At 45.1% G+C, this 20,514-nt stretch carries 17 protein-coding genes; 10 read left to right on the top strand and 7 right to left on the bottom strand.

Going from position 1 to position 20,514, the window contains the following annotated elements; genetic code table 11:
* Positions 1-19: 19 nt before the first annotated feature.
* The 5 genes from J3U67_RS00545 (at position 20) to J3U67_RS00525 (ending at position 7,103) form a co-directional block, all read left to right on the top strand.
* Complete coding sequence (locus J3U67_RS00545) at positions 20-1,297, top strand: YihY family inner membrane protein (protein WP_267389954.1); 1,278 nt, start codon at positions 20-22, stop codon at positions 1,295-1,297.
* 49 nt (positions 1,298-1,346) lie between these two features.
* Positions 1,347-2,672 (top strand): M23 family metallopeptidase, encoded by a 1,326-nt coding sequence (locus J3U67_RS00540; protein ID WP_267389953.1) that lies wholly within the window; start codon positions 1,347-1,349, stop codon positions 2,670-2,672.
* Between the two features lie 74 nt (positions 2,673-2,746).
* The gene (xth, locus tag J3U67_RS00535; protein WP_267389952.1) at positions 2,747-3,511 is read left to right on the top strand and encodes an exodeoxyribonuclease III; all 765 of its coding nucleotides are present in this window, start codon (positions 2,747-2,749) and stop codon (positions 3,509-3,511) included.
* Positions 3,512-3,519: 8 nt separating this feature from the next.
* Positions 3,520-4,626: an anhydro-N-acetylmuramic acid kinase gene (locus J3U67_RS00530; protein WP_267389951.1), complete on the top strand. Its 1,107-nt coding sequence runs from the start codon at positions 3,520-3,522 to the stop codon at positions 4,624-4,626.
* 110 nt (positions 4,627-4,736) lie between these two features.
* Positions 4,737-7,103, top strand: a complete 2,367-nt coding sequence (locus J3U67_RS00525) for a DNA translocase FtsK (RefSeq protein ID WP_267389950.1) — start codon at positions 4,737-4,739, stop codon at positions 7,101-7,103.
* 82 nt (positions 7,104-7,185) lie between these two features.
* Here the strand turns inward: J3U67_RS00525 and lgt are convergent, their stop codons facing one another.
* Positions 7,186-8,037: a prolipoprotein diacylglyceryl transferase gene (gene lgt, locus J3U67_RS00520; protein ID WP_267389949.1), complete on the bottom strand. Its 852-nt coding sequence runs from the start codon at positions 8,035-8,037 to the stop codon at positions 7,186-7,188.
* A gap of 276 nt (positions 8,038-8,313) precedes the next feature.
* On the opposite strand from lgt, the gene hmpA reads away from it, so the two are divergent.
* Positions 8,314-9,528, top strand: coding sequence for an NO-inducible flavohemoprotein (gene hmpA / locus J3U67_RS00515; RefSeq protein ID WP_267389948.1), 1,215 nt, complete (start codon positions 8,314-8,316; stop codon positions 9,526-9,528).
* Between the two features lie 84 nt (positions 9,529-9,612).
* Positions 9,613-10,056, top strand: coding sequence for an Rrf2 family transcriptional regulator (locus J3U67_RS00510; protein ID WP_267403298.1), 444 nt, complete (start codon positions 9,613-9,615; stop codon positions 10,054-10,056).
* 40 nt (positions 10,057-10,096) lie between these two features.
* Here J3U67_RS00510 and J3U67_RS00505 read toward each other — a convergent pair whose 3' ends face one another.
* The 5 genes from J3U67_RS00505 to J3U67_RS00485 form a co-directional block, all read right to left on the bottom strand.
* Positions 10,097-11,290, bottom strand: coding sequence for an LD-carboxypeptidase (locus J3U67_RS00505; protein WP_267389946.1), 1,194 nt, complete (start codon positions 11,288-11,290; stop codon positions 10,097-10,099).
* A 197-nt stretch (positions 11,291-11,487) separates the two neighbouring features.
* On the bottom strand, positions 11,488-12,930 hold the full coding sequence (locus J3U67_RS00500; protein ID WP_267403297.1) for an aminoacyl-histidine dipeptidase: 1,443 nt from the start codon (positions 12,928-12,930) through the stop codon (positions 11,488-11,490).
* 71 nt (positions 12,931-13,001) lie between these two features.
* Entirely contained in the window at positions 13,002-13,739 is a 738-nt protein-coding gene (ubiE, locus tag J3U67_RS00495; protein WP_267389944.1) for a bifunctional demethylmenaquinone methyltransferase/2-methoxy-6-polyprenyl-1,4-benzoquinol methylase UbiE, read from the bottom strand.
* Between the two features lie 74 nt (positions 13,740-13,813).
* Positions 13,814-14,200 (bottom strand): DUF971 domain-containing protein, encoded by a 387-nt coding sequence (locus tag J3U67_RS00490; protein ID WP_323811340.1) that lies wholly within the window; start codon positions 14,198-14,200, stop codon positions 13,814-13,816.
* Positions 14,201-14,537: 337 nt separating this feature from the next.
* On the bottom strand, positions 14,538-14,780 hold the full coding sequence (locus J3U67_RS00485) for a recombinase RecA (protein ID WP_267389943.1): 243 nt from the start codon (positions 14,778-14,780) through the stop codon (positions 14,538-14,540).
* Between the two features lie 353 nt (positions 14,781-15,133).
* Here J3U67_RS00485 and nadE point away from each other — a divergent pair, with 353 nt between their 5' ends.
* Entirely contained in the window at positions 15,134-15,925 is a 792-nt protein-coding gene (gene nadE / locus J3U67_RS00480) for an NAD(+) synthase (protein ID WP_267389942.1), read from the top strand.
* A gap of 191 nt (positions 15,926-16,116) precedes the next feature.
* On the opposite strand, the gene J3U67_RS00475 is transcribed toward nadE, so the two are convergent.
* The gene (locus J3U67_RS00475) at positions 16,117-17,829 is read right to left on the bottom strand and encodes a proline--tRNA ligase (protein ID WP_267389941.1); all 1,713 of its coding nucleotides are present in this window, start codon (positions 17,827-17,829) and stop codon (positions 16,117-16,119) included.
* A gap of 153 nt (positions 17,830-17,982) precedes the next feature.
* Between J3U67_RS00475 and hemG the strand changes: the two genes are divergently transcribed.
* Together hemG and J3U67_RS09150 are read left to right on the top strand one after the other, a co-directional pair.
* Positions 17,983-18,513, top strand: coding sequence for a menaquinone-dependent protoporphyrinogen IX dehydrogenase (gene hemG / locus J3U67_RS00470; protein WP_267389940.1), 531 nt, complete (start codon positions 17,983-17,985; stop codon positions 18,511-18,513).
* Between the two features lie 828 nt (positions 18,514-19,341).
* Positions 19,342-20,514, top strand: a 1,173-nt coding sequence (locus J3U67_RS09150; RefSeq protein WP_323811373.1) for a calcium-binding protein, incomplete at its 3' end; no start/stop codon positions are given.

Here is a 20,514-nt window from a genome sequence, read left to right as displayed (position 1 = left end):
CCGCTTGTCAGGAGTAGCCATGAATATACATTTATTTAAAAGCAAATATTTACAGCAGCGCCTGCCCCAGTTTTTACTCTTTGTCGCACACAATTACCAGCGCTGCAATCTGCCTCTGATTGCTGCCAGCCTAACCTTCACCACCCTACTGGCATTGGTACCGTTTTTTACTATTACTGTAATTGTGGTTAACGCATTTCCCATGTTTGCGGATATGGCCACACGGTTTAATCAGTTTCTAACTCATATTATTGTTCCTGCAGCCGGCGCAGATTCCGTAAGCGATTATCTATATGCTTTTCGTGACAAAGCCAGCGGCCTCACCGCAGTAGGCATCAGTTTCATGATCATCACTTCGCTGATGCTGATTCAGACCATAGAACACGCATTCAACCAAATCTGGCAGGCTCGCGACCAGCGTCCGATATGGATACGTATTCTGATTTACTGGGCCTTGCTGACACTGGGACCGTTGGTGCTGGGCATGAGTCTTTCAGCCCTCGGTTTTTTGTCCAATCCAGACAACGTAGCCGGCCAAATTCCGTTTTACAGTAAAATTTTCAAAATCAGCACCAATCTAGCATTGATAACTCTATTGCTGTTTCTACTGTACAAACTGGTACCATTCTGTTTTGTAAACTGGAGGCATGCCTTAACCGGTGCATTAATTACTGCAATCGGGCTGGATTTACTGCGACGAGGATTTGCTATATTTGTCACCCACTTTGGCAATTATCAGCTTGTATACGGTGCTTTTGCTGCCATACCAGTATTTCTAATCTGGCTGAATTTGTTATGGCTGCTCTTACTCGCCGGCGCCGTACTCACTTCTTCATTACCTTATTGGCATCAAGACAGATTTCTTCATCTACGTGTGTATCAGCCGTTTGAAAATGCACTTGACCTCATGTACAGACTAATCCTGTGCCAGCAGCAAGGACAAGCCATCAAATGCTGTGAACTACAGCAGCTTCTAAGCATCAGCGACAAACATCTGGACCAGATACTAAGCAAACTCAAACACAAGCACTACATTACCGACAGCAGCAATGGCTGGGTATTACAAACCGATCCCAACAAAATTACGCTAGCCGATTTATATCAACTATTTATATATCAGCCCAACCAGTACTCAGCCATAGCCAGCTCCATACAAACACTGCTCAACCCCTGTTTACAACATATGAATATCAGCCTGAGCGAATGGGCTCGCCATTTCCGCGCGCAAGAAAAAGAAAATCAACAACAGAAAAAAGCACAAAAACCAAACAAGGCACTGGCAATTTCGGATAAATAGTTTTACATTTACCGGTTTTAGCGTTGCATAAACAACACAATACCTGACCATGAGCAAGTTTAACCAAGCAGCAGCGTTAATCAGGCGCCTGAAAAATAAAATAGCCAGTCATCCCCGACTATGGTTTGGCACAGCAGCAACACTGATACTGCTGCTGGGTATTGTGATTCCGGCCAGCTGCCAACACCAGCCACAAACCTACCAGCCACAGCAAACTACCATCAAATTGCCTCCGGTAAAAATCACACCACGAACTACCAATCTCAACTTCTGGCGCGACGAAGTCGTACAGCCGGGCGATACCATCAGCATGGTTTTACAACGATTTCATATTAATGACGAAGAAATCCGACAAATTACCAACCTGAAAATCATTAAAAACCAAGTTCAACACCTGCAAGTGAACCAAGTATTCAGCATCCGTATGGACAACAATGGCCACCTGACCGATATCCAGTTTTTCAATGATGACGATAACGGTGAAAAAAATCTGGTAGCACTCAAAAAAACCGGCAACAATTGGAATGCCGATATCGGCGCAGTAGATACCGAAACCCTCCCAACATTCAAAGCCGTTGTCGTCAAAACCTCCGCCCGTGGAGCACTGGCGCAGGCCGGCATACCCGTCGAAATCCGCGAATCATTGCGGGAAATATTCAAAGACAAAATAGACATTAATACCCTGCAAAGCGGCGACACCATCCGCTTGATTTACGACAGCCTGTACTATCGCGGACAGGAACTGGCTACAGGTGACATCCGTGCTGCGGAATTCAGCCACAACGGCACCCTATATCAAGCCTATTATTTCGACACTGGCAATGATGGCAATGGCCAGTATTACGACGCCACAGGCAAACCCTTACGGCAAGGATTCACCAGTGTACCTGTAGAAGGGGCACGCATTTCCTCTCCGTTTGGTACCCGTTTCCATCCAATACTGCAAACCCTGCGTATGCACAGCGGTATAGACTATGCCGTGGCTAGCGGTACACCGATCCACGCACCGTCTGACGGAATAGTAGAAAGCTACGGCATCAAAGGCGGCTATGGCAACGCGGTGATATTACGTCACAACGACAGCATGCAAACACTTTACGGACACATGAGTGCTTTTGCCAACCTCAGTCCCGGCCAACATGTACAAGCCGGAGATATAATTGGCTACGTTGGCAGCACCGGCGTTTCCACCGGCCCACACTTGCATTACGAAGTTAGAATTAACGGTCAGCCAGTTAATCCCGCCAGCGTAGCCCTGCCCACCCGAAAACTGAATGCACACGAACTGGCGACTTTCAAAAAGATGGAGCAGCGTTGGAATTCCCGTCTGGCAGACATCCGCAATCTGAGTGTTACTATCGCCCAGATGGATTAACCGTACACACTAGCACGCTAGAACTCAGTTCCGAATACGCATACAATAACCGCTTTGCTGACAGTGTATCCATCATGAAAATTGCCACCTGGAATGTCAACTCTTTAAACGTACGCCTGCCCCATACTCTGCGTTGGCTAGAAGAAAACCAGCCGGATATACTGGCCTTGCAGGAACTGAAACTTGAACAAGACAAATTTCCGGAGGCAGAATTCACCGGCATCGGCTATCACGCTGCATGGAACGGCCAGAAAACCTACAATGGTGTGGCCATTCTCAGCCGTCAACCGTTTCAAGAAGTGAGCATCGATATTCCGGAATTAAACGAACCGCAAAAGCGCATCATTGCCGCCACAATCGATGATATCCGCATTGTCTGTGCCTACTGTGTCAACGGCGAAGCCATAGGCAGCGAAAAATTTGCCTATAAAGAACGCTGGTTTGCCGCTCTCCAAGCCTATATGCGCACACAGCTAGAAAAATATCCCCAAACTATATTACTCGGCGATTTCAACATAGCTCCGCATAACATCGATGTATACGACCCTGAAAAATGGCAAGATAAAGTTTTATGTTCGCCACAGGAACGGAGCTGGTTTCAGCAACTGCTGCAATTGGGCTTTACCGACAGCCTGCATCAACTGTATCCCGACAGCGCTCACTATACATGGTGGGATTACCGCATGAATATGTTCAAACGCAAGCTTGGCCTTCGCATCGATCACATCTTGCTGAGTGAAAAACTTGTCCCACTGCTGCGTGACGTACAGGTGGACAGTAGTGCACGCGGCTGGGAGCGTCCCAGCGACCATGCACCTGTAATCGCTACCCTTGCCTAATGAACAGCATGCAACCTTTTCAATACTATATCGGCCTAATGTCAGGTACCAGCATGGATGGAATTGATGCCGTGCTGGCCACACTCAGCGGTACCAAATGGCGGGGCGTCAGTGCTCATGCCTTCATTGCTTATCCCGATGAACTGAAACAACATTTACTTGCTTTACAAATCCCCGCTCACAACGAGCTTGCACAGGCCGCACTACTAGCACAGCAACTGGCTCAGCTCAATGCACAGGCCGTCAGTGCCGTTCTCAGCCACGCTCGGATAAAGCCAGAAGCCATCACCGCACTCGGCTGTCATGGCCAAACCATACGCCATGCACCACAACAGCACTACAGTATTCAGTTGATGGATTGGGCACTGCTGGCCGAGCTGACAGGTATTACCACAGTTGGAGATTTCCGTAGCCGCGATTTAGCCGCAGGTGGTCAGGGAGCACCACTAGTTCCAGCCTTTCATCAAGCTGTGTTTGCCAGTACACAGCAATCACGCGTAGTACTGAATTTAGGCGGCATAGCCAACATCAGCGTCCTAACTCCTAGCCGGCCGGCTTTCGGCTTCGACACAGGGCCTGCCAATATGCTGATGGATGCATGGGTACAACTACACTGGCAACAACAATATGATCACAACGGTACACTTGCCAGTAATGGGCAAATTATTGTGTCACTGCTGCAATCCATGCTTAGCGATGCTTATTTTGCCAAGCCTTATCCCAAAAGCACCGGCCGTGATTTATTCAGCCTGAATTGGCTCAGCCACTACCTCAGTGGTAGAGAAAATCCGGCAGATGTATTGCGTACCTTACTGGAACTCACCGCACAAACAGCTGTCAGCGCCATCATCAGCGCCGCACCCAGCACCGAATGCGTATACGTCTGTGGCGGCGGCAGCCGAAACATGCTGCTCATGCAAACATTGAGACAATTACTCAGCCGGCACCACATCACCCTGCATACCACTGATGCATTACAACTTCCAGCACAACTGGTTGAAGCAGCCGCTTTTGCATGGCTTGCCGCATGCTGGTATCAGCGCCAGCCGGTAGCCACTCACCTCGCCACCGGTGCTGCCGGTGCACGCATTCCTGGCTGCGGCTACTGGGCTTAACCATCAGCAAAAAACCGTTAAATCCTGTTACCAGCATCAGTATCACGCCCAACAGACTTTATAATAACCAGTTAATTTAAGATAAGAATACCGCTACAGTCGCAATATTTATGGCCACAACACCAAAAAAATCTGTTTCCCGCAAACAGCCCGCGCAAAAAGTAAAATCAACTAAAGTCAGCAAACCAAAACAGCCTTGGTTAATGAATTTAATTAACGACATATTCTGGTTACTGGCACTAATGGTAACGATTTTTGTCATGCTGTCTTTAGCCAGCTTCAACATGGCCGATCCTGCATGGTCGCGCGGTATCGTCCAGCTCGACAAAATCCATAATCTAGCCGGCCTTACTGGAGCATGGTTGGCTGACATCGGCTATTACATTTTTGGCTTTTCAGTCTGGTGGTGCATCATTGCAGCACTAATTGCCTTGTATCAGAGTTTCCGCCCCCTAAATGCCCGTTCACTCAACACCAGCGATAACAGCAAGCCATACAGCAGTTGGCTGGCCATAACCGGCCTGATTATCCTACTGATTTTCAGCCCCACACTGGAAAATTTAGTACTGGCAAACCTGTTAGAAGAAGCCCTGCCCATCGGCGCCGGCGGATTAATCGGACAGGTATTGAGCCATCTACTGCAACAATTTTTCGGCCTAACCGGCGGACTGGTAATCAGTATTTTCATGATGCTGATTGGCCTATCGCTACTAATTCAAGTTTCATGGCTAACGGTAATCGAAAAAATCGGGGCGCAATTCGAATGGATATGGTGCAAACTGCTGCGCCGCCCGCAACGCCTGATTACCGAATTCCCGAATAACAAAACTGTACAGCGCATGGTCAAACAAGCCAAAACCATCACTGCCAAAAATATTGATACACCGGTTGTGGCCAGTAGCAATCGCAAAAACGTAGTCGTGCGCAGCGAAGCCCCCGCAGCTCAGGAACTAACCATACCCGAACCAGCAGATACCAGTCCCGCCAGCAGCAAAAAAACACAGGGATTGATACAGCTACCGGAAATCAATCTTTTGACCAAACCCACCATCCAGCCAACAGCCATCAACAATGAAGAGCTGCAACAAACTGCCGCACACATCGAATCCAAACTAAAAGAATTCGGAGTAGAAGTAGACGTTACAAGCGCTACCACCGGCCCTGTCATCACCCGCTATGAAATCGAACCAGCACAAGGCGTAAAAGGCAGCCAGATAGTCAATCTCAACAAAGATCTTGCGCGCTCACTTTCCGTTCAGAGCGTAAGAGTCGTGGAAACCATTGCTGGTAAAACCACCATGGGTATCGAACTGCCAAACGAACAGCGCCAGAACGTTCTACTGGCAGAAATTTTAGGCGCTAGAATATTTCACGACGCCAGCGATAAACTGACCATGGCCATGGGCAAAGACATCGCAGGCGCACCTGTTATCGCCAGTTTGGCCAAAATGCCACATTTACTAGTAGCCGGTACTACTGGTTCCGGTAAATCGGTCGGCGTTAACTGTATGATATTGTCGATTCTGTACAAGGCACAGCCAGATGAAGTCCGCTTTATCATGGTAGACCCCAAAATGCTTGAACTGAGCGTATACGACGGTATCCCGCATTTACTTGCACCTGTCGTTACCGACATGAAAGAAGCGGCACAGGCACTGAACTGGTGTGTAACTGAAATGGAAAAACGTTATCGTCTACTGGCACACGTTGGCGTACGCAATATCAGTGGCTTCAACGACAAAGTAGCCGTAGCCAAAACCAGCGGCACACCACTTGTTAATCCATTCAGCACCAATCCAGATGAACCAGAACCACTAAACAAACTGCCGTATATAGTTGTGGTAATTGACGAACTGGCTGATCTAATGATGGTTGAAGGAAAAAAAGTCGAGCAGCAGATTGCCCGTCTGGCACAAAAAGCCCGCGCAGCCGGCATTCACCTGATATTGGCCACCCAACGGCCCAGCGTCGATGTCATTACCGGACTGATAAAAGCCAATATCCCCACCCGCCTATCCTTTCAGGTATCCAGCAAAATTGATAGCCGTACCATTCTCGACCAGATGGGTGCTGAAAACCTCTTAGGCAAAGGAGACATGCTGTTTTTACCTCCGGGGCAGGCTGAGCCTACACGGCTACATGGTGCCTTTGTATCCGATGAAGAAGTACATGCCGTTGTTAATTTTATCAAGCAGCAGGCACCTACCCAATACGTAGAAGGCATACTTTCCGGAGAAGCCGCACAAACCAACGTCAATCAGGTTAACCCAAATGCCAACAGCGACGAATTATTCGATCAGGCCGTAGCGTTTGTACTTGAAACCCGAAAAACCTCAATTTCATCCCTCCAGCGCCATTTACGCATCGGCTACAACCGTGCCGCCAACCTAATGGAAGCACTGGAAGCCGCCGGAATCGTTTCTGCCGCCGAGCTGGGAGGCAACCGGCGCATACTGGCACAAAAGGACAATATCTAAATCTTTGTCTCTTCTGCCAGCTTCCAAAAAACTCAAGCCGCAACCATAATTGATTGCGGCTTTAAAATTTTATCCTGATAACCTATTTCGCCCTTTTGCCGGCATATACAAAACCAAAGGCACCAATCACAATCATCGGCAGACTCAACCATTGCCCCATCGACATATGCATGGCTAGCAACCCTAAAAAATCATCCGGTTCTCTCGCAAACTCAACAATAAAACGAAACACTCCGTAGCCCAGCAAAAATAACATCGATGTCTGTCCCACAGGACGTGGCTTTTTCACAAACAGCCACATAATCACAAACAGCACAATACCTTCCAGCAAAAACTCGTAGAGTTGCGAAGGATGACGTGGCAACATCTGAAACTTTTCCCATACCGGCAGCCATTTCTGTGGATCCTGCATCACCAGCACCATATCTTCTTCTCGCGCATGCGGAAAACCCATCGCCCAAAAAGCATCCACACTGGTTACCCGTCCCCATAGTTCGCCATTAATAAAATTACCAATACGCCCGCAGGCCAGTCCCAGCGGCACCAGTGGCGCCACAAAATCCGCTACCCCCCAGAACCGCAAGTGGTGACGGCGCGCAAACAGCAACATTGCCACCAGCACACCCACAAATCCGCCGTGAAACGACATCCCACCCTGCCAGACTTTCAGTATTTCCAATGGATGGCTCAGATAGAATGCCGGCTGATAAAACAGCACATAACCCAAACGGCCGCCTAATATCACCCCAAAAACACCCCAGGTAATAAAATCATCCAGCAGTTCATTAGTAAATACCGTTTGTCCGCTTCGTATGCGCCGTCGCCCAAGCCAGATAAACAAACAAAAACCAACAATATAACTCAACGCATACCAGCGAATCGCCAGCGGTCCCAGATGCACCAGCACCGGGTCAAAATTCGGATGAATCATCATAAACTTAGCATTCCTCAGATATCCTGCCCAACGCACCGGCCAAAAACTCACAGCCGGACATAAACACCATGGCCATAACACCACAGCCAAAACAGCTCACAGTTTAACTCAAGCAGCCAAACCATGCCCTAATTTCATTACAACCACACATTAGCCACTAACGGATAGCCGCAGCAAATATCACAAATATCTTCAACTGCATTGACATCACAACGCAAGCCGCCTAACATAAAATATGTATTTTATATACATATTAAAACAATCAGGAGAGCACTTATGCAATTAACTGACAAACAAATCGAACTAATTCAGGCCACCATACCCACACTCCAGCAACACGGCATAGAACTAACCCGCTATTTTTACAATAGAATGCTTAGCAACCATCCGGAGCTAAAAGAAACATTCAATCTCGGCAATCAGCGCAACGATGCACAGCCACAGGCACTTGCCAAAGCCATACTCGCCTATGCACAGAACATCACCAAATTGCAAAATCTTGGCGAGGCCGTCAGCCAAATAGCGCATCGCCACGTCAGCCTCGACATACAGCCAGAACAATATCCAATAGTCGGAACCAACCTATTACATTCCATCAGCGAAGTATTAAACGTACCTATGGATAGCGAATTGATAGCAGCATGGACAGCCGCTTATCAGCAACTAGCCGATATTCTCATAAAAACCGAAGCTAATCTTTATCAGCAGCAGGAAAAGAATTATGGCGGCTGGAATGGTTGGAAAAAATTTAAAATTGTAGACAAACAGCCAGAAAGTAGCGAAATCACATCTTTTTATCTACAACCTGCAGACAATACACCACTACCCACCTATCAACCCGGACAATATATATCCGTACGCGTCATGGTGCCCCAGTTAGGAATCAAACAACCTCGTCAGTATTCTTTGTCAGACAGCAACCATCCAGATTATTTTCGCATCAGTATAAAAAAAGAAGCTGCCGACCAGCAGCATGAAGCAGGTTATGTTTCCAATACCCTTCATCAACATTATCATATCGGAGACGAAATAGAAGTCACCCATCCCACTGGTACTTTCCTATTACACCATACCGATAAAAGCATCGTACTCATCAGCGCCGGTGTTGGTATTACTCCTATGATTGCCATACTCAATACCCTTGCCGCAAACAAAAACCAACAACATATCAGCTTTATCCATGCCTGCCGCAACAGCGATGTACTAGCCATGCACCAACACATCATCGGCTTGCAGCAGAGCATGCCCAATCTACATAGCTATCTGGCTTGTGAAAATCCTGGTACCGAACTGATGGCAGACAAAAAAGGGCGACTTGAGCTTTCCGAATTGAATAATAGCCTCCTACCCAGCAATGCCGACTATTATCTGTGCGGACCCAAAGCATTCATGCATAGCCAATATCAGGCTTTGCGCAAACTGCACATCCCCCAGAATCAAATCTTTATGGAGCTCTTTGGTACAGGTGGATTCAGCCAGCTTGCAGCCTGATAAACAGGCAATTTTTAAACATTGAACTTTTCATGGCAGCTGAAAACGGGCAAAATCATTACATCAACAACCCAACAGTCTGCCATGCAATTAAACCGTTTCACCGATTTAGGTTTGCGCGTCTTATTATCCCTGCAATATCTGCACGAATCCGAACTTTCCACCGTAGAAAACCTAGCCAAACAGCTTAATGTATCCAGAAACCATCTGGTAAAAATCGTCTATTTCATGGCACAGGCAGGATGGATAGAATCCTTCAAAGGCAGAAACGGCGGCATCAGACTGGCTGCCGGCAGCCAACAGCTTCAACTAGGCTTAATCGTACAAGCTCTAGAAGAAGCCTCATCCGAAATAACCACATTAATCAACTGCCAGCAGCCCCCCTGCTCCATGACAGAATTCTGCTTTTTGCCCAAGTTGTTCAATCAGGCACAACAGGCATTCTACGCATCACTAAACCAATATACCCTCAAACAGCTTCAAGTACCTGCTACCAATCAGGCCGTTATCAAATGGCTTACTCAATAGAGCGAATTAAAAAGCCGGTATTTAATGCCGGCCAAAACCCTTACATCACATCTTCAGTTTCAGATGAAGGAGACTCAGATACCGGCGCGCCAATTATTCCATTCAGCAGCCCCTCTGCAGCAGGCGGCTGTGGAATCAGCGTATTCAAAGCCAGTACTGATGCATTCAATACCGGATAGTCTCTAAAATCAATCTGATACCCCCCGTCACTGGTCGAATGCAGACTAGCACGTGCCCCTAACGGGAATGTAACCTTATCAGTTGTATGTCCAAACGGAAATCCAGTTAACACGGGTATCCGCGTCAAACGCGCCATCGTCTGTACCACCGCATTAAATGTATAGCTACTGTCATACACATCCCGTATCGTACCCATACGAAAATTGCCCAGCACAATCGCCTGCTGCCGCTTCAAAATGCCACTCAGATATAAAGTTTGAAGCATTCGTTCAATCCGATAAGGCTGTTCCCCTACATCCTCAATAAACAGAATCCCGCCCTCAACCTGAGGCATATAAGGGGAACCCACCAGCGCAGACAGCACACTCAGATTACCGCCCCACAACACGCCTTCAGTTCGAACCTGATAATTCTGCATCGCAGGTACCACAACCGACATCGACGGATTGCAGCTATTATCTATAAACGAACGAGTGGTGAATTCACTCATCTGTGGCTTACCAAACTCACTATACAGCATCGGGCCGGCAAAACTGCACATCTGCCCCTGTGCCAAAAGCGCCAACTGTACTGCCGTCACATCACTATAACCAAACAGCAGCGTACCCTGTTCTCGCATACGGGCACCCAAAGTCGGCCAATTAACCAAAGGCAGAATACGCATCGCCCCATAGCCCCCGCGCAATCCCATCAACACTTTAGGAACTTGCACACGGCCGGCGGCCACATCCTGCAAATCAGCCGCACGCTCAGCATCACTGCCGGCAAAACGCTGATAGCGGCGCACATATGCCTGCTGATTAGTAACTGCAAAACCAGCAGTAGCCAGACGTTGTGCCGCCAAATCACTGCGGCTGGTACTTTCTCCAAAACCGGAACACGCAAAAATACGCATAGAATTCAGATTACCATTAGATGGTTTCAGCACTTTAGAAGCAGACACCGGTGTAACAGAAGGTTTCTGAGTACTGCCACATGCCTGCAACAAACCAGCACCGGCAAAAGCAGCACCAGCACGCAAAAATCCACGACGGCTTTGATGTTGTAAATCCATAAATACTCACTTTCTGCTCCGGCAGCTCATCCCGCTGAGAAAACAGCAGCCAATATCATACAAAACAGCTCAAACCAAAAACTACCGGCCTGCACCGTTAAATAAAATCCTACTATAGCCCTGTTTGTCATTAATAGCAGCAAAAAAATTAACACAAGGCATGGAGTCACCATGCCTTTCTACATACAGAAAATAATTTAATGTTGCTGAGGTATTGCTTTTAATAAATCCAGCAGAATAGCCCAGCATTCTGCCACTGCCGCAATCTCTACCCTTTCCTTAGGCGAGTGCGCCGCACGGATTGTTGGGCCGAAAGAGACCATATCCAGATGCGGCGCTTTTCCACTCAGAATGCCGCATTCCAACCCCGCATGAATAATTTGCAATGGCGGTTTCTTACCATAATGGCGCTCAAAAATATCACTAGTCCGCTTCAGCAAAGCCGAATCGGGATTTGGTGCCCAGCCAGGATAATCTGCCGTCAGTTCTAGCTTTGCTCCAGCCATACGTGCTAAAGCTTGCAAACGCAGACTGAATTCATCTTTTGGTGTCTCCAGCAACGAACGCATCAGACAGTGAATCAGCAAACCATCCGCACCTGTCCTGACTTCTCCCATATTCGAAGATGTCTCCACAACCCCCTCAAAGTCCGGACTCATACGCATTACCCCGTTGGGAACCGCCATCAACAAATCCAGCGCCTGCTGCGTACTCTCAAGAGAAGCTGCCTGAAGCATATTTTCCGCAGCCAGCACCTCAATACATAACTGCGTTTCTTCCGCCCACTCATGTGTAATGACCGCTGCAATCGGCTCCAGCAGCGCTTTTGCCCTAGCTTCATCCAGCACAATCACCGCTTCCGCCTCGCGCGTAATCACATTTCGCAACTCACCACCCTGCCACGAGCCCAGAGCAAATGGTACCTGCGCATAGATTTCAGCCAGCACACGAGCGAGCAAAACGTTAGCATTAGCATGATTTTTATCAATATCTACGCCAGAATGGCCGCCACGTAAACCAGACACACGTATCCTACAAGCAGAAGCCTGATTAGACTGCCAATCTAGCGGCAAGGTTATACTGGCATCTCTTCCACCGGCACAGCCAATAAAAATCTCACCCGCCTCTTCCGTATCCAAATTAATCAGATACGGCATCTGCAACCAATCAGCACTCAGTGCTTCCGCACCACCCATGCCGATTTCTTCTTCCACCGTCACAATCAGCGTAATATCAGGATGTGCCACATCATCAGCAAACAGCACCGCTAGCCCCATAGCCAGACCAATACCATTATCTGCACCCAGCGTAGTATCGTTGGCCCACATCCAACCATCCTTAATCTGCATCTGTATCGGATCACGCTTAAAATCATGCAGCGACCCCGCACCTTTCTGCGCCACCATATCCATATGTGCCTGAAGTGCCACCGGTGCATAGTTTTCCATTCCTACTGTCGCAGGTTTCTGAATACGCAGATTACCCTTAGCATCAATATCCGTGTTCAGACCCCGCTCATGTGCAGCCTGCACCAACATGTCCCGCACCGCCTGTTCATGAAATGTAGGACGAGGCACCGCACACAAACGAGCAAACCATTGCCATACCGGCAGCGGTTGTAAATCTTCTATAGTATTCATATTTAAATCCATCACCAACAAAATAAATCAGGCCACCATATGGCAGCCTGAAGATAGTGTCAACCAGCAAACTAAAACTTAACACCTTTATGCAAAGCCACCACCCCTGCCGTTAAATTATGGTAACTCACACTATCAAAACCAGCATCCAGCATCATCTGCTTCAATGTCTCCTGATCCGGATGCATACGAATAGATTCAGCCAAATACTGATAACTGTCTGCGTCCTTCGCAATCAACTTACCCATCAGTGGCAGCATCTTAAAAGAGTACAAATCATATACCGGCTTAAGCGGCTTAAATACATGAGAGAATTCGAGCACCAACAGCGTTCCACCAGGCTGCAACACTCGATACATTTCTGCCAGTGCCACATCCTTGTGCGTCATATTTCGCAAACCAAACGACACCGATACCAAATTAAAATAATTATCCGGAAACGGCAGCTTTTCTGCATCACACAATGCCACCGGCAAAGCCATTCCCTCATTCAGCAGCCGGTCACGCCCCACTGTCAACATCGAAGAATTGATATCCGTCAGCCAGACCTCACCACTGTGTCCTACCCGTTTGGCCCAACCACGCGACAAATCACCCGAACCACCGGCAATATCCAGCACCTTATCTCCTTTACGTAAAGGAGCTGTGGTAATCGTAAAATGTTTCCAAACCCGATGCAGACCACCAGACATCACATCATTCATCACATCATAGTTTTTGGCTACCGAATGGAATACACCGGCAACGCGTCCCGCCTTTTCATCTTCATCAACAGTCTGATAACCAAAATGAGTTTTGTGATCGCTCATACCACACTTTCAGAATTAAACATTGCCCAAATAAAATCAGCCAGCCATCCACATCAGCCCAGCCGCAGCTTCAATTAGGTAGGTTCACGGCTGGCACCAGCCAGCAATAATTTTTGTTCATAAGCAGCCCAAAGCTCGGACTGATGTATCGCCAAATCATACAAATGAGCCCAATCATACAGTCCAGTGTCATGCCCATCAGAAAAAGCAATACGCAAAGCATAATTACCCACCTGCTGTAATCCGGCTATCGTCACATAGCGTTTACCAGTTTGCAATACCTCTTGACCCGCACCATGACCTCGCACCTCTGCACTAGGCGAATAGACACGTAGATACTCAGCCATCAGTTCAAACGTCTGTCCAGCATAATTCAGTCGCAGCACCTGCCGATTCTGGCACAAACGGATTTCTGTCGGCACCTTCTCCTGCATAGAAACCGTATCCCCATCACAAGACATTAAGAAACCATACCTATTCTAACCTAATCTACCCTATACTGCCCACCCAATAAGCATTCGGCATAATTGGTAATATCACTAATTTACATATAATGAACAGATTAAGAAAAAATGTATTCAACGAATTCAAGTACTTGACAAATATAATTCATTTTATTCATTTAACGAATTAAGTATGCTTAAATGTTTTAATGAAACTAATTCCAAGCAGTTAAATCATTAATCAGTAGAATTTAAACTAAAACTGGCTTTTTTTAGTTAAAAAATACCTAGCAAAATGCCGATGTTAGACACTAATCATAAAAACAAATGACAAACTCCAATTAAATTACCATATTTACCCATTATTGTTTTGTTTCACTAAATGCAAAATATTATTGATAGCGGTTTGAGCTTGAGGACTATTTTTCCAACAAACTGAGCCTGTTAACAATACCCCTTGGTTAAGGATTTCATCTGAAGTAACCTTGCGTAATTTATCAAAAGAATCGAGCTGCATTTGCTCGAGTCTGTCAACAATTTTGCTACCCACAAATTTTAGTTCTAGCATTTGCTGGCGCTCAGATTCAGAAAAAGCCATATCAAACCTTTTAAATTACATAAATATTAATTTTAAGTTACGTTTGCATTATTGCGTTCAATTTTTTCTACTCCCTGATTTTGCTTCGAAACGTTTTAAAGGTGCCACCGAACTGATATAAATAAAAATCACTACCGTCCAAGATTCAGGGAAAAATAAATAACAAATAGATTAATGACATTAAAATCAACATAATCTATCTTTGAGCAAATATCGTTCATACTACAGCTTTTTGGGCAATACCCTAAATTTATTCTACCCAATCCGTACAAACCATTTTATGCATACACTTTGCAAGCCACCACTTAAAGAAGTATATTAACCCTATCAAAAATAGCCAGAGGACGCATACCATGCAAACCAAAGCCATCATCGAATACATCGTAAAATGGTTACGCGACTACGCCGCTCAGGCCAAATGCAAAGGTTTCGTCGTCGGCGTCTCCGGCGGTATCGATTCCGCCGTGGTTTCCACACTTGCAGCCCAAACCGGCCTACCCACACTGGTACTAGAATTGCCCATTCACCAGAAAGTAAACCAAATAGCGCGCGCGCAGGAACACATTCGCCAGCTTAAAAGCCGCTTCAACAACATCGAAGAACACTGGGTCGATCTCACCCGTACTTTCGATTCATTCACCATGGCCGTTGACATCGGCGACAACAAAGATGAGCAAACTCAGCTAGCACTAGCCAATGCCCGCAGCCGTCTGCGAATGATAGCCCTCTACTATTACGCTCAAGAGCGTGGTCTACTCGTAGTCGGTACCGGCAATAAAGTAGAAGATTTCGGCGTTGGTTTCTTTACCAAATACGGCGACGGCGGCGTAGACCTCAGCCCCATCGCCGACTTACTAAAAACACAAGTATATGAACTGGCCAAAGAACTGAATATCGATCAAAAAATAATCGACGCCCCGCCCACAGACGGCTTGTGGGATGCAGACAAAACCGATGAAGAACAAATTGGCGCTACCTATCCTGAGCTGGAATGGGCAATGGGCGTTTACTCCAACCACACCATAGATGATTTCAGCGGTCGCGAGCGCGAAGTTTTTGCCATCTACGATCGCTATCATCGCGCCATGCAGCACAAAATCAACCCAATACCGGTATGTATCATCCCTCCCGAATTACTTAGTTAATACAAAAAAACCAGATTGAAAAATCTGGTTTTTTTGTCGACAGTATTTCTGTACCTGAAACATCCAGAATTATCAGGCCATTTCGCAGCAGTTATCCATAAAACAAAAATTAAAAAAAACTATCACAACCCTAAATCCAAAAAGCCAGACAAGTTATGTCTGGCTTTTGAATTAACATTTGAAACTCAATCTTACTTCAACAAAGAACAAATATATCCCACCACATTATCCATATCCAATTCAGTTGGTTCAGCATCTCTGCGAGCCTGATACTCCACCTTGCCGGCTTTCAGACCGCGGTCACCAATCACAACACGATGCGGGATACCTATCAGTTCTGAATCATGCAGCAGCACACCAGAGCGTTCATCACGATCATCCAACAACACATCTACACCGGCCTGCTGCAATTGTGCGTATAAATCATCTGCAGCAGCCTTCACCGTATCAGATTTACGATAATTCATCGGCACAATCACCACCGTAAACGGCGCCATCGCTTCCGTCCAGATAATACCGCGCTCATCATTATTCTGTTCAATAGCAGCCGCTACTACCCGTGTAATACCGATACCGTAACACCCCATCTCCAGCACAACATTCTTGCCGTTCTGGTCCAGTACCGTAGCCTGCATCGCCTCTGAGTATTTAGTTCTCAGCTGAAATACATGTCCTACCTCAATACCGCGAGCCAGTTTCAGACTGCCCTGACCACACGGGCTCGGGTCACCAGCAATCACCTCACGTAAATCCACAAATTCCGGTTCTGCCGCATCGCGGCCGAAATTAAATCCGGTATAATGATGATCATCCTCATTGGCCCCGATTACCCAATCAGCTGCTTTTGCCGTAGCAAAATCAGCATAAACCTTACCATTAAAGCCCACCGGTCCCAATGAACCACCATGTGCACCATTAAAAGCACTCTCAATCGCAGCCACCGATGCCATCGTCAACGGTGCTTTCACACCGGTCAGCTTCTCAGCCTTGATTTCATTCAGATGATGGTCACCACGAACAAGCAATAGCACCACTGTACCCTCTTCTTCGCCCTCAACCACCAGCGACTTCAGCGTCTGTTCTGCCGGCACATTCAAGAAAGCCACCAATTCATCAATACTGCGCACATTCGGCGTATGAACCTTAGACAACTCTTTAGCAGCACTGTGACGTTCACCACTTAGCGGCAAAGTAGCAGCCAGCTCAACATTAGCCGCATAATCAGACCCATCACTATACGCAATTACATCCTCACCGCTTTCCGCCAGTACCTGAAATTCATGCGACCCCGTACCACCAATACTGCCTGTATCAGCCGCAACTGGTCGATAATCCAGACCCAGCCGGTCAAACACCCTGCAATACGCATTAAACATATCCTGATACGATTGTTGCAATGATTCAAATGTCGTATGAAAAGAATAAGCATCTTTCATCACAAACTCACGCGCCCGCATTACCCCGAAACGTGGCCGCACTTCATCACGGAATTTAGTCTGAATATGATAAAAATTCAGTGGCAATTGCTTATAACTGCGAATCTCACTGCGCACAATATCCGTAATCACCTCTTCACAGGTCGGTCCCAGACAGAACTCACGTTCATGGCGGTCAGTAATCCGCAATAATTCCTTACCATAAAACGACCAGCGCCCACTTTCCTGCCATAACTCCGCAGGTTGCACCACCGGCATCAGCAGCTCAATCGAACCGGCGCGATTCATTTCCTCACGCACAATACGTTCTACCTTGCGCAACACCCGTAAACCCATTGGCATCCAAGTATACAGACCACTGGCTAAACGACGAATCATCCCCGTCCGCAACATAAGTTTATGGCTGGCCAGCTCCGCTTCTGCCGGAGCTTCTTTCAAAGTCGAAATATAAAACTGACTGGCTTTCATAAAAATCTCCCAAAACAGCCGCCATTGTACCAGCCTCCAGCCACTAAAAAAGCATATCCCTTATAGTAAAAATAAATTTTTCAGCAACAAAAGCCTGAGCAAAATCCATTAGGCGTGATATGATTTATCTAAATCAACCACCAAATATCCACTATGAAATATCTGCTCATTTATAGCAGCCGCTTCGGCTACACCAAGAAAATAGCCCAGAAACTGGAAACGCAGTGGACAGGAGCTGGTATTACAGTAGACATAGTAAATCTCGCAGATGCTCCCATTCTCCAGTCAGGAGAATATGATAAAATAATTATTGGAGCCTCTATTCGCTATGGTCACTATGCAGCTGCATTGGCACCCTGGATTATTCAAAATCAGCACATCCTCAACAGCATCCCTAGTGCCTTTTACAGCGTCAGCATATTGGCCAACAAACCACATCGCAACACACCGCAAACCCATACTTATACGCGCAAATTCTTCGCCAAAAGCCCTTGGCAGCCTCAAACAATCGGCATTTTCGCCGGAGAATTGCACTATGCCAGATACAACATTATTGATCGATATATGATGCGCTTAGTAATGAAATTAAACAAAGGCGAAACCAATCTTAATGCGCATATCGAATATACAGACTGGAAAAAAGTAAGAGAATTTGGAGAACAGATACTTAAACTAACCAAATAAACTCAAACCTGATATTACAATCACAAAATTGCCTTTAAAATAAAAAATTGCATACTATTAAACACACAAAAAAATTTCATTCATAATGAATAAAATAACATCAAAATAAAACTATATTCTGAACCATCCCTACCAATTTAATTATTGCAATCTAAAGCATATAAACATAAAAATTAAAAACATTTTAAAATCATTATGATAAAAAAATTAATTGAAATAAACTTCCCTTCAGTCTAAAATAATCATATCTCTACCTAAATTATATATTCTTAATTAAGAATTTAAACTTATATTGTTAAAAACAAATAACAAATTGATTTAATCTGGTAGAAAAAAATAAAAACTCAGAAAATCATATTATTAACATAAAATTTGAATATAAGAATGATTTTTATATCTTATATATAAAAAAGGGGAAAATCTTCATTAAAACCGTTACAACCTCAATTCCATCATGTACAAAAATATTGTAATTATAAAATTCATAGTGCACTAAAAAGTAAATGTATAAATTCATTAATTTATTATTACGAAATACCAAATAGAGTTCAATAAAAAACATGATAATTAATACATTGAAATATTGATAATTGAAAGGAAATCATACCCAAATCAATAAAAACCAGCATACAAATACCAAATGTCAAATTAAATATTCTATTCAGAACTTATACAATTATAAAGTTAAATTAATTTAAAACTAAAAAAATAAAATAGTTACATACTATAAAATATATTTTACATAAAAATAAAACCTTATTAAGAACAATAAGTAAGAAAAAAATAAGCAACCCAAATTTATTAAAATCTACTCAAAGGACTACAATAATGATACAAACAGATAATGAAATGCCAAGTGAAAATAACAATAGCTCATATCAATACATATTTCCAGCTGGACATGGACAAAACACTATCAACAGCCAGATAAGTAACAATAACAATTATCAGCATATTAAAATACTATTCGAAAATACCAATGTTACAGATATTATTTTTTATCATTATAAAAATGATTTCATCATAAAAAATAAAAATAACGAAGATTCAGTTACCCTGACAGATTTTTTTAACACCGACCAAACCAATAAATGCCGTTTTACTTTTATCTTCAACGATAAAACATTCAATCCTGAAGATATAACTGATTTAGTCACCACCTTGAACGGTACCGAAAAAGATGATGTACTTAATGGTACCAATAACAACGACATTATTTATGGTGAAAGTGGTAACGATAAACTAAGCGGAAACGAAGGAAATGATCTCTTAATCGGAGGCGATGGAAACGATACTTTAAGTGGAGGCAATGGAGACGATATCCTAGTCGGAAGTGAGGGGGACGATATTCTTAAAGGCGATAGTGGTTACGACACCCTGATTGGAGGACCAGGCAACGATACCCTTTATGGCGGAAATTTCCATAAAGACCAATATATCTTTCAAAAAGGACATGGACAGGATATTATCATCGACAACGGTTATCAATACGACAAACAAGAGTATAACGATATCGTATTTGAACAAGCTAGCTCCATAAACGCTGAATTCATCCGTTCTAATATGGATTTAATCATCCTAGCATATGGTAACGACGATTCCGTTACTTTCAAAGACTATTTCGATCCAAACAGTAATTACAACAACGCCTTCAATTTTATATTTAAAGATAAAACTTTAAGTTACGATGATATTACTGCTATGTCGTTTACCTTAGGTGGTACTTCTGGTGACGATATCCTAAAAGGCTGGAATGGCAACGATATCATTGCAGGCGGTGCAGGTAATGACCAATTGTATGGTGGTAACGGTGTAGATAATATTTTTGGCGGTAAAGGCAACGACACACTCTATGGTGAAAACGGTAATGATTATTTAAGCGGTGGTGATGGTAATGATACTCTCAACGGCGGTGCCGATAACGATATCCTGTATGGTGGCACGGGCGACGACATCCTAAATGGCGGTGCCGGCTACGATATCCTTATTGGCGGTACCGGC

The organism is Snodgrassella sp. B3837 (assembly GCF_026535955.1).
Classification (GTDB): domain Bacteria; phylum Pseudomonadota; class Gammaproteobacteria; order Burkholderiales; family Neisseriaceae; genus Snodgrassella; species Snodgrassella alvi_E.
Note: the sequence above shows the minus strand (reverse complement) of the source record. Positions and strands in the feature narration are given on the sequence as shown.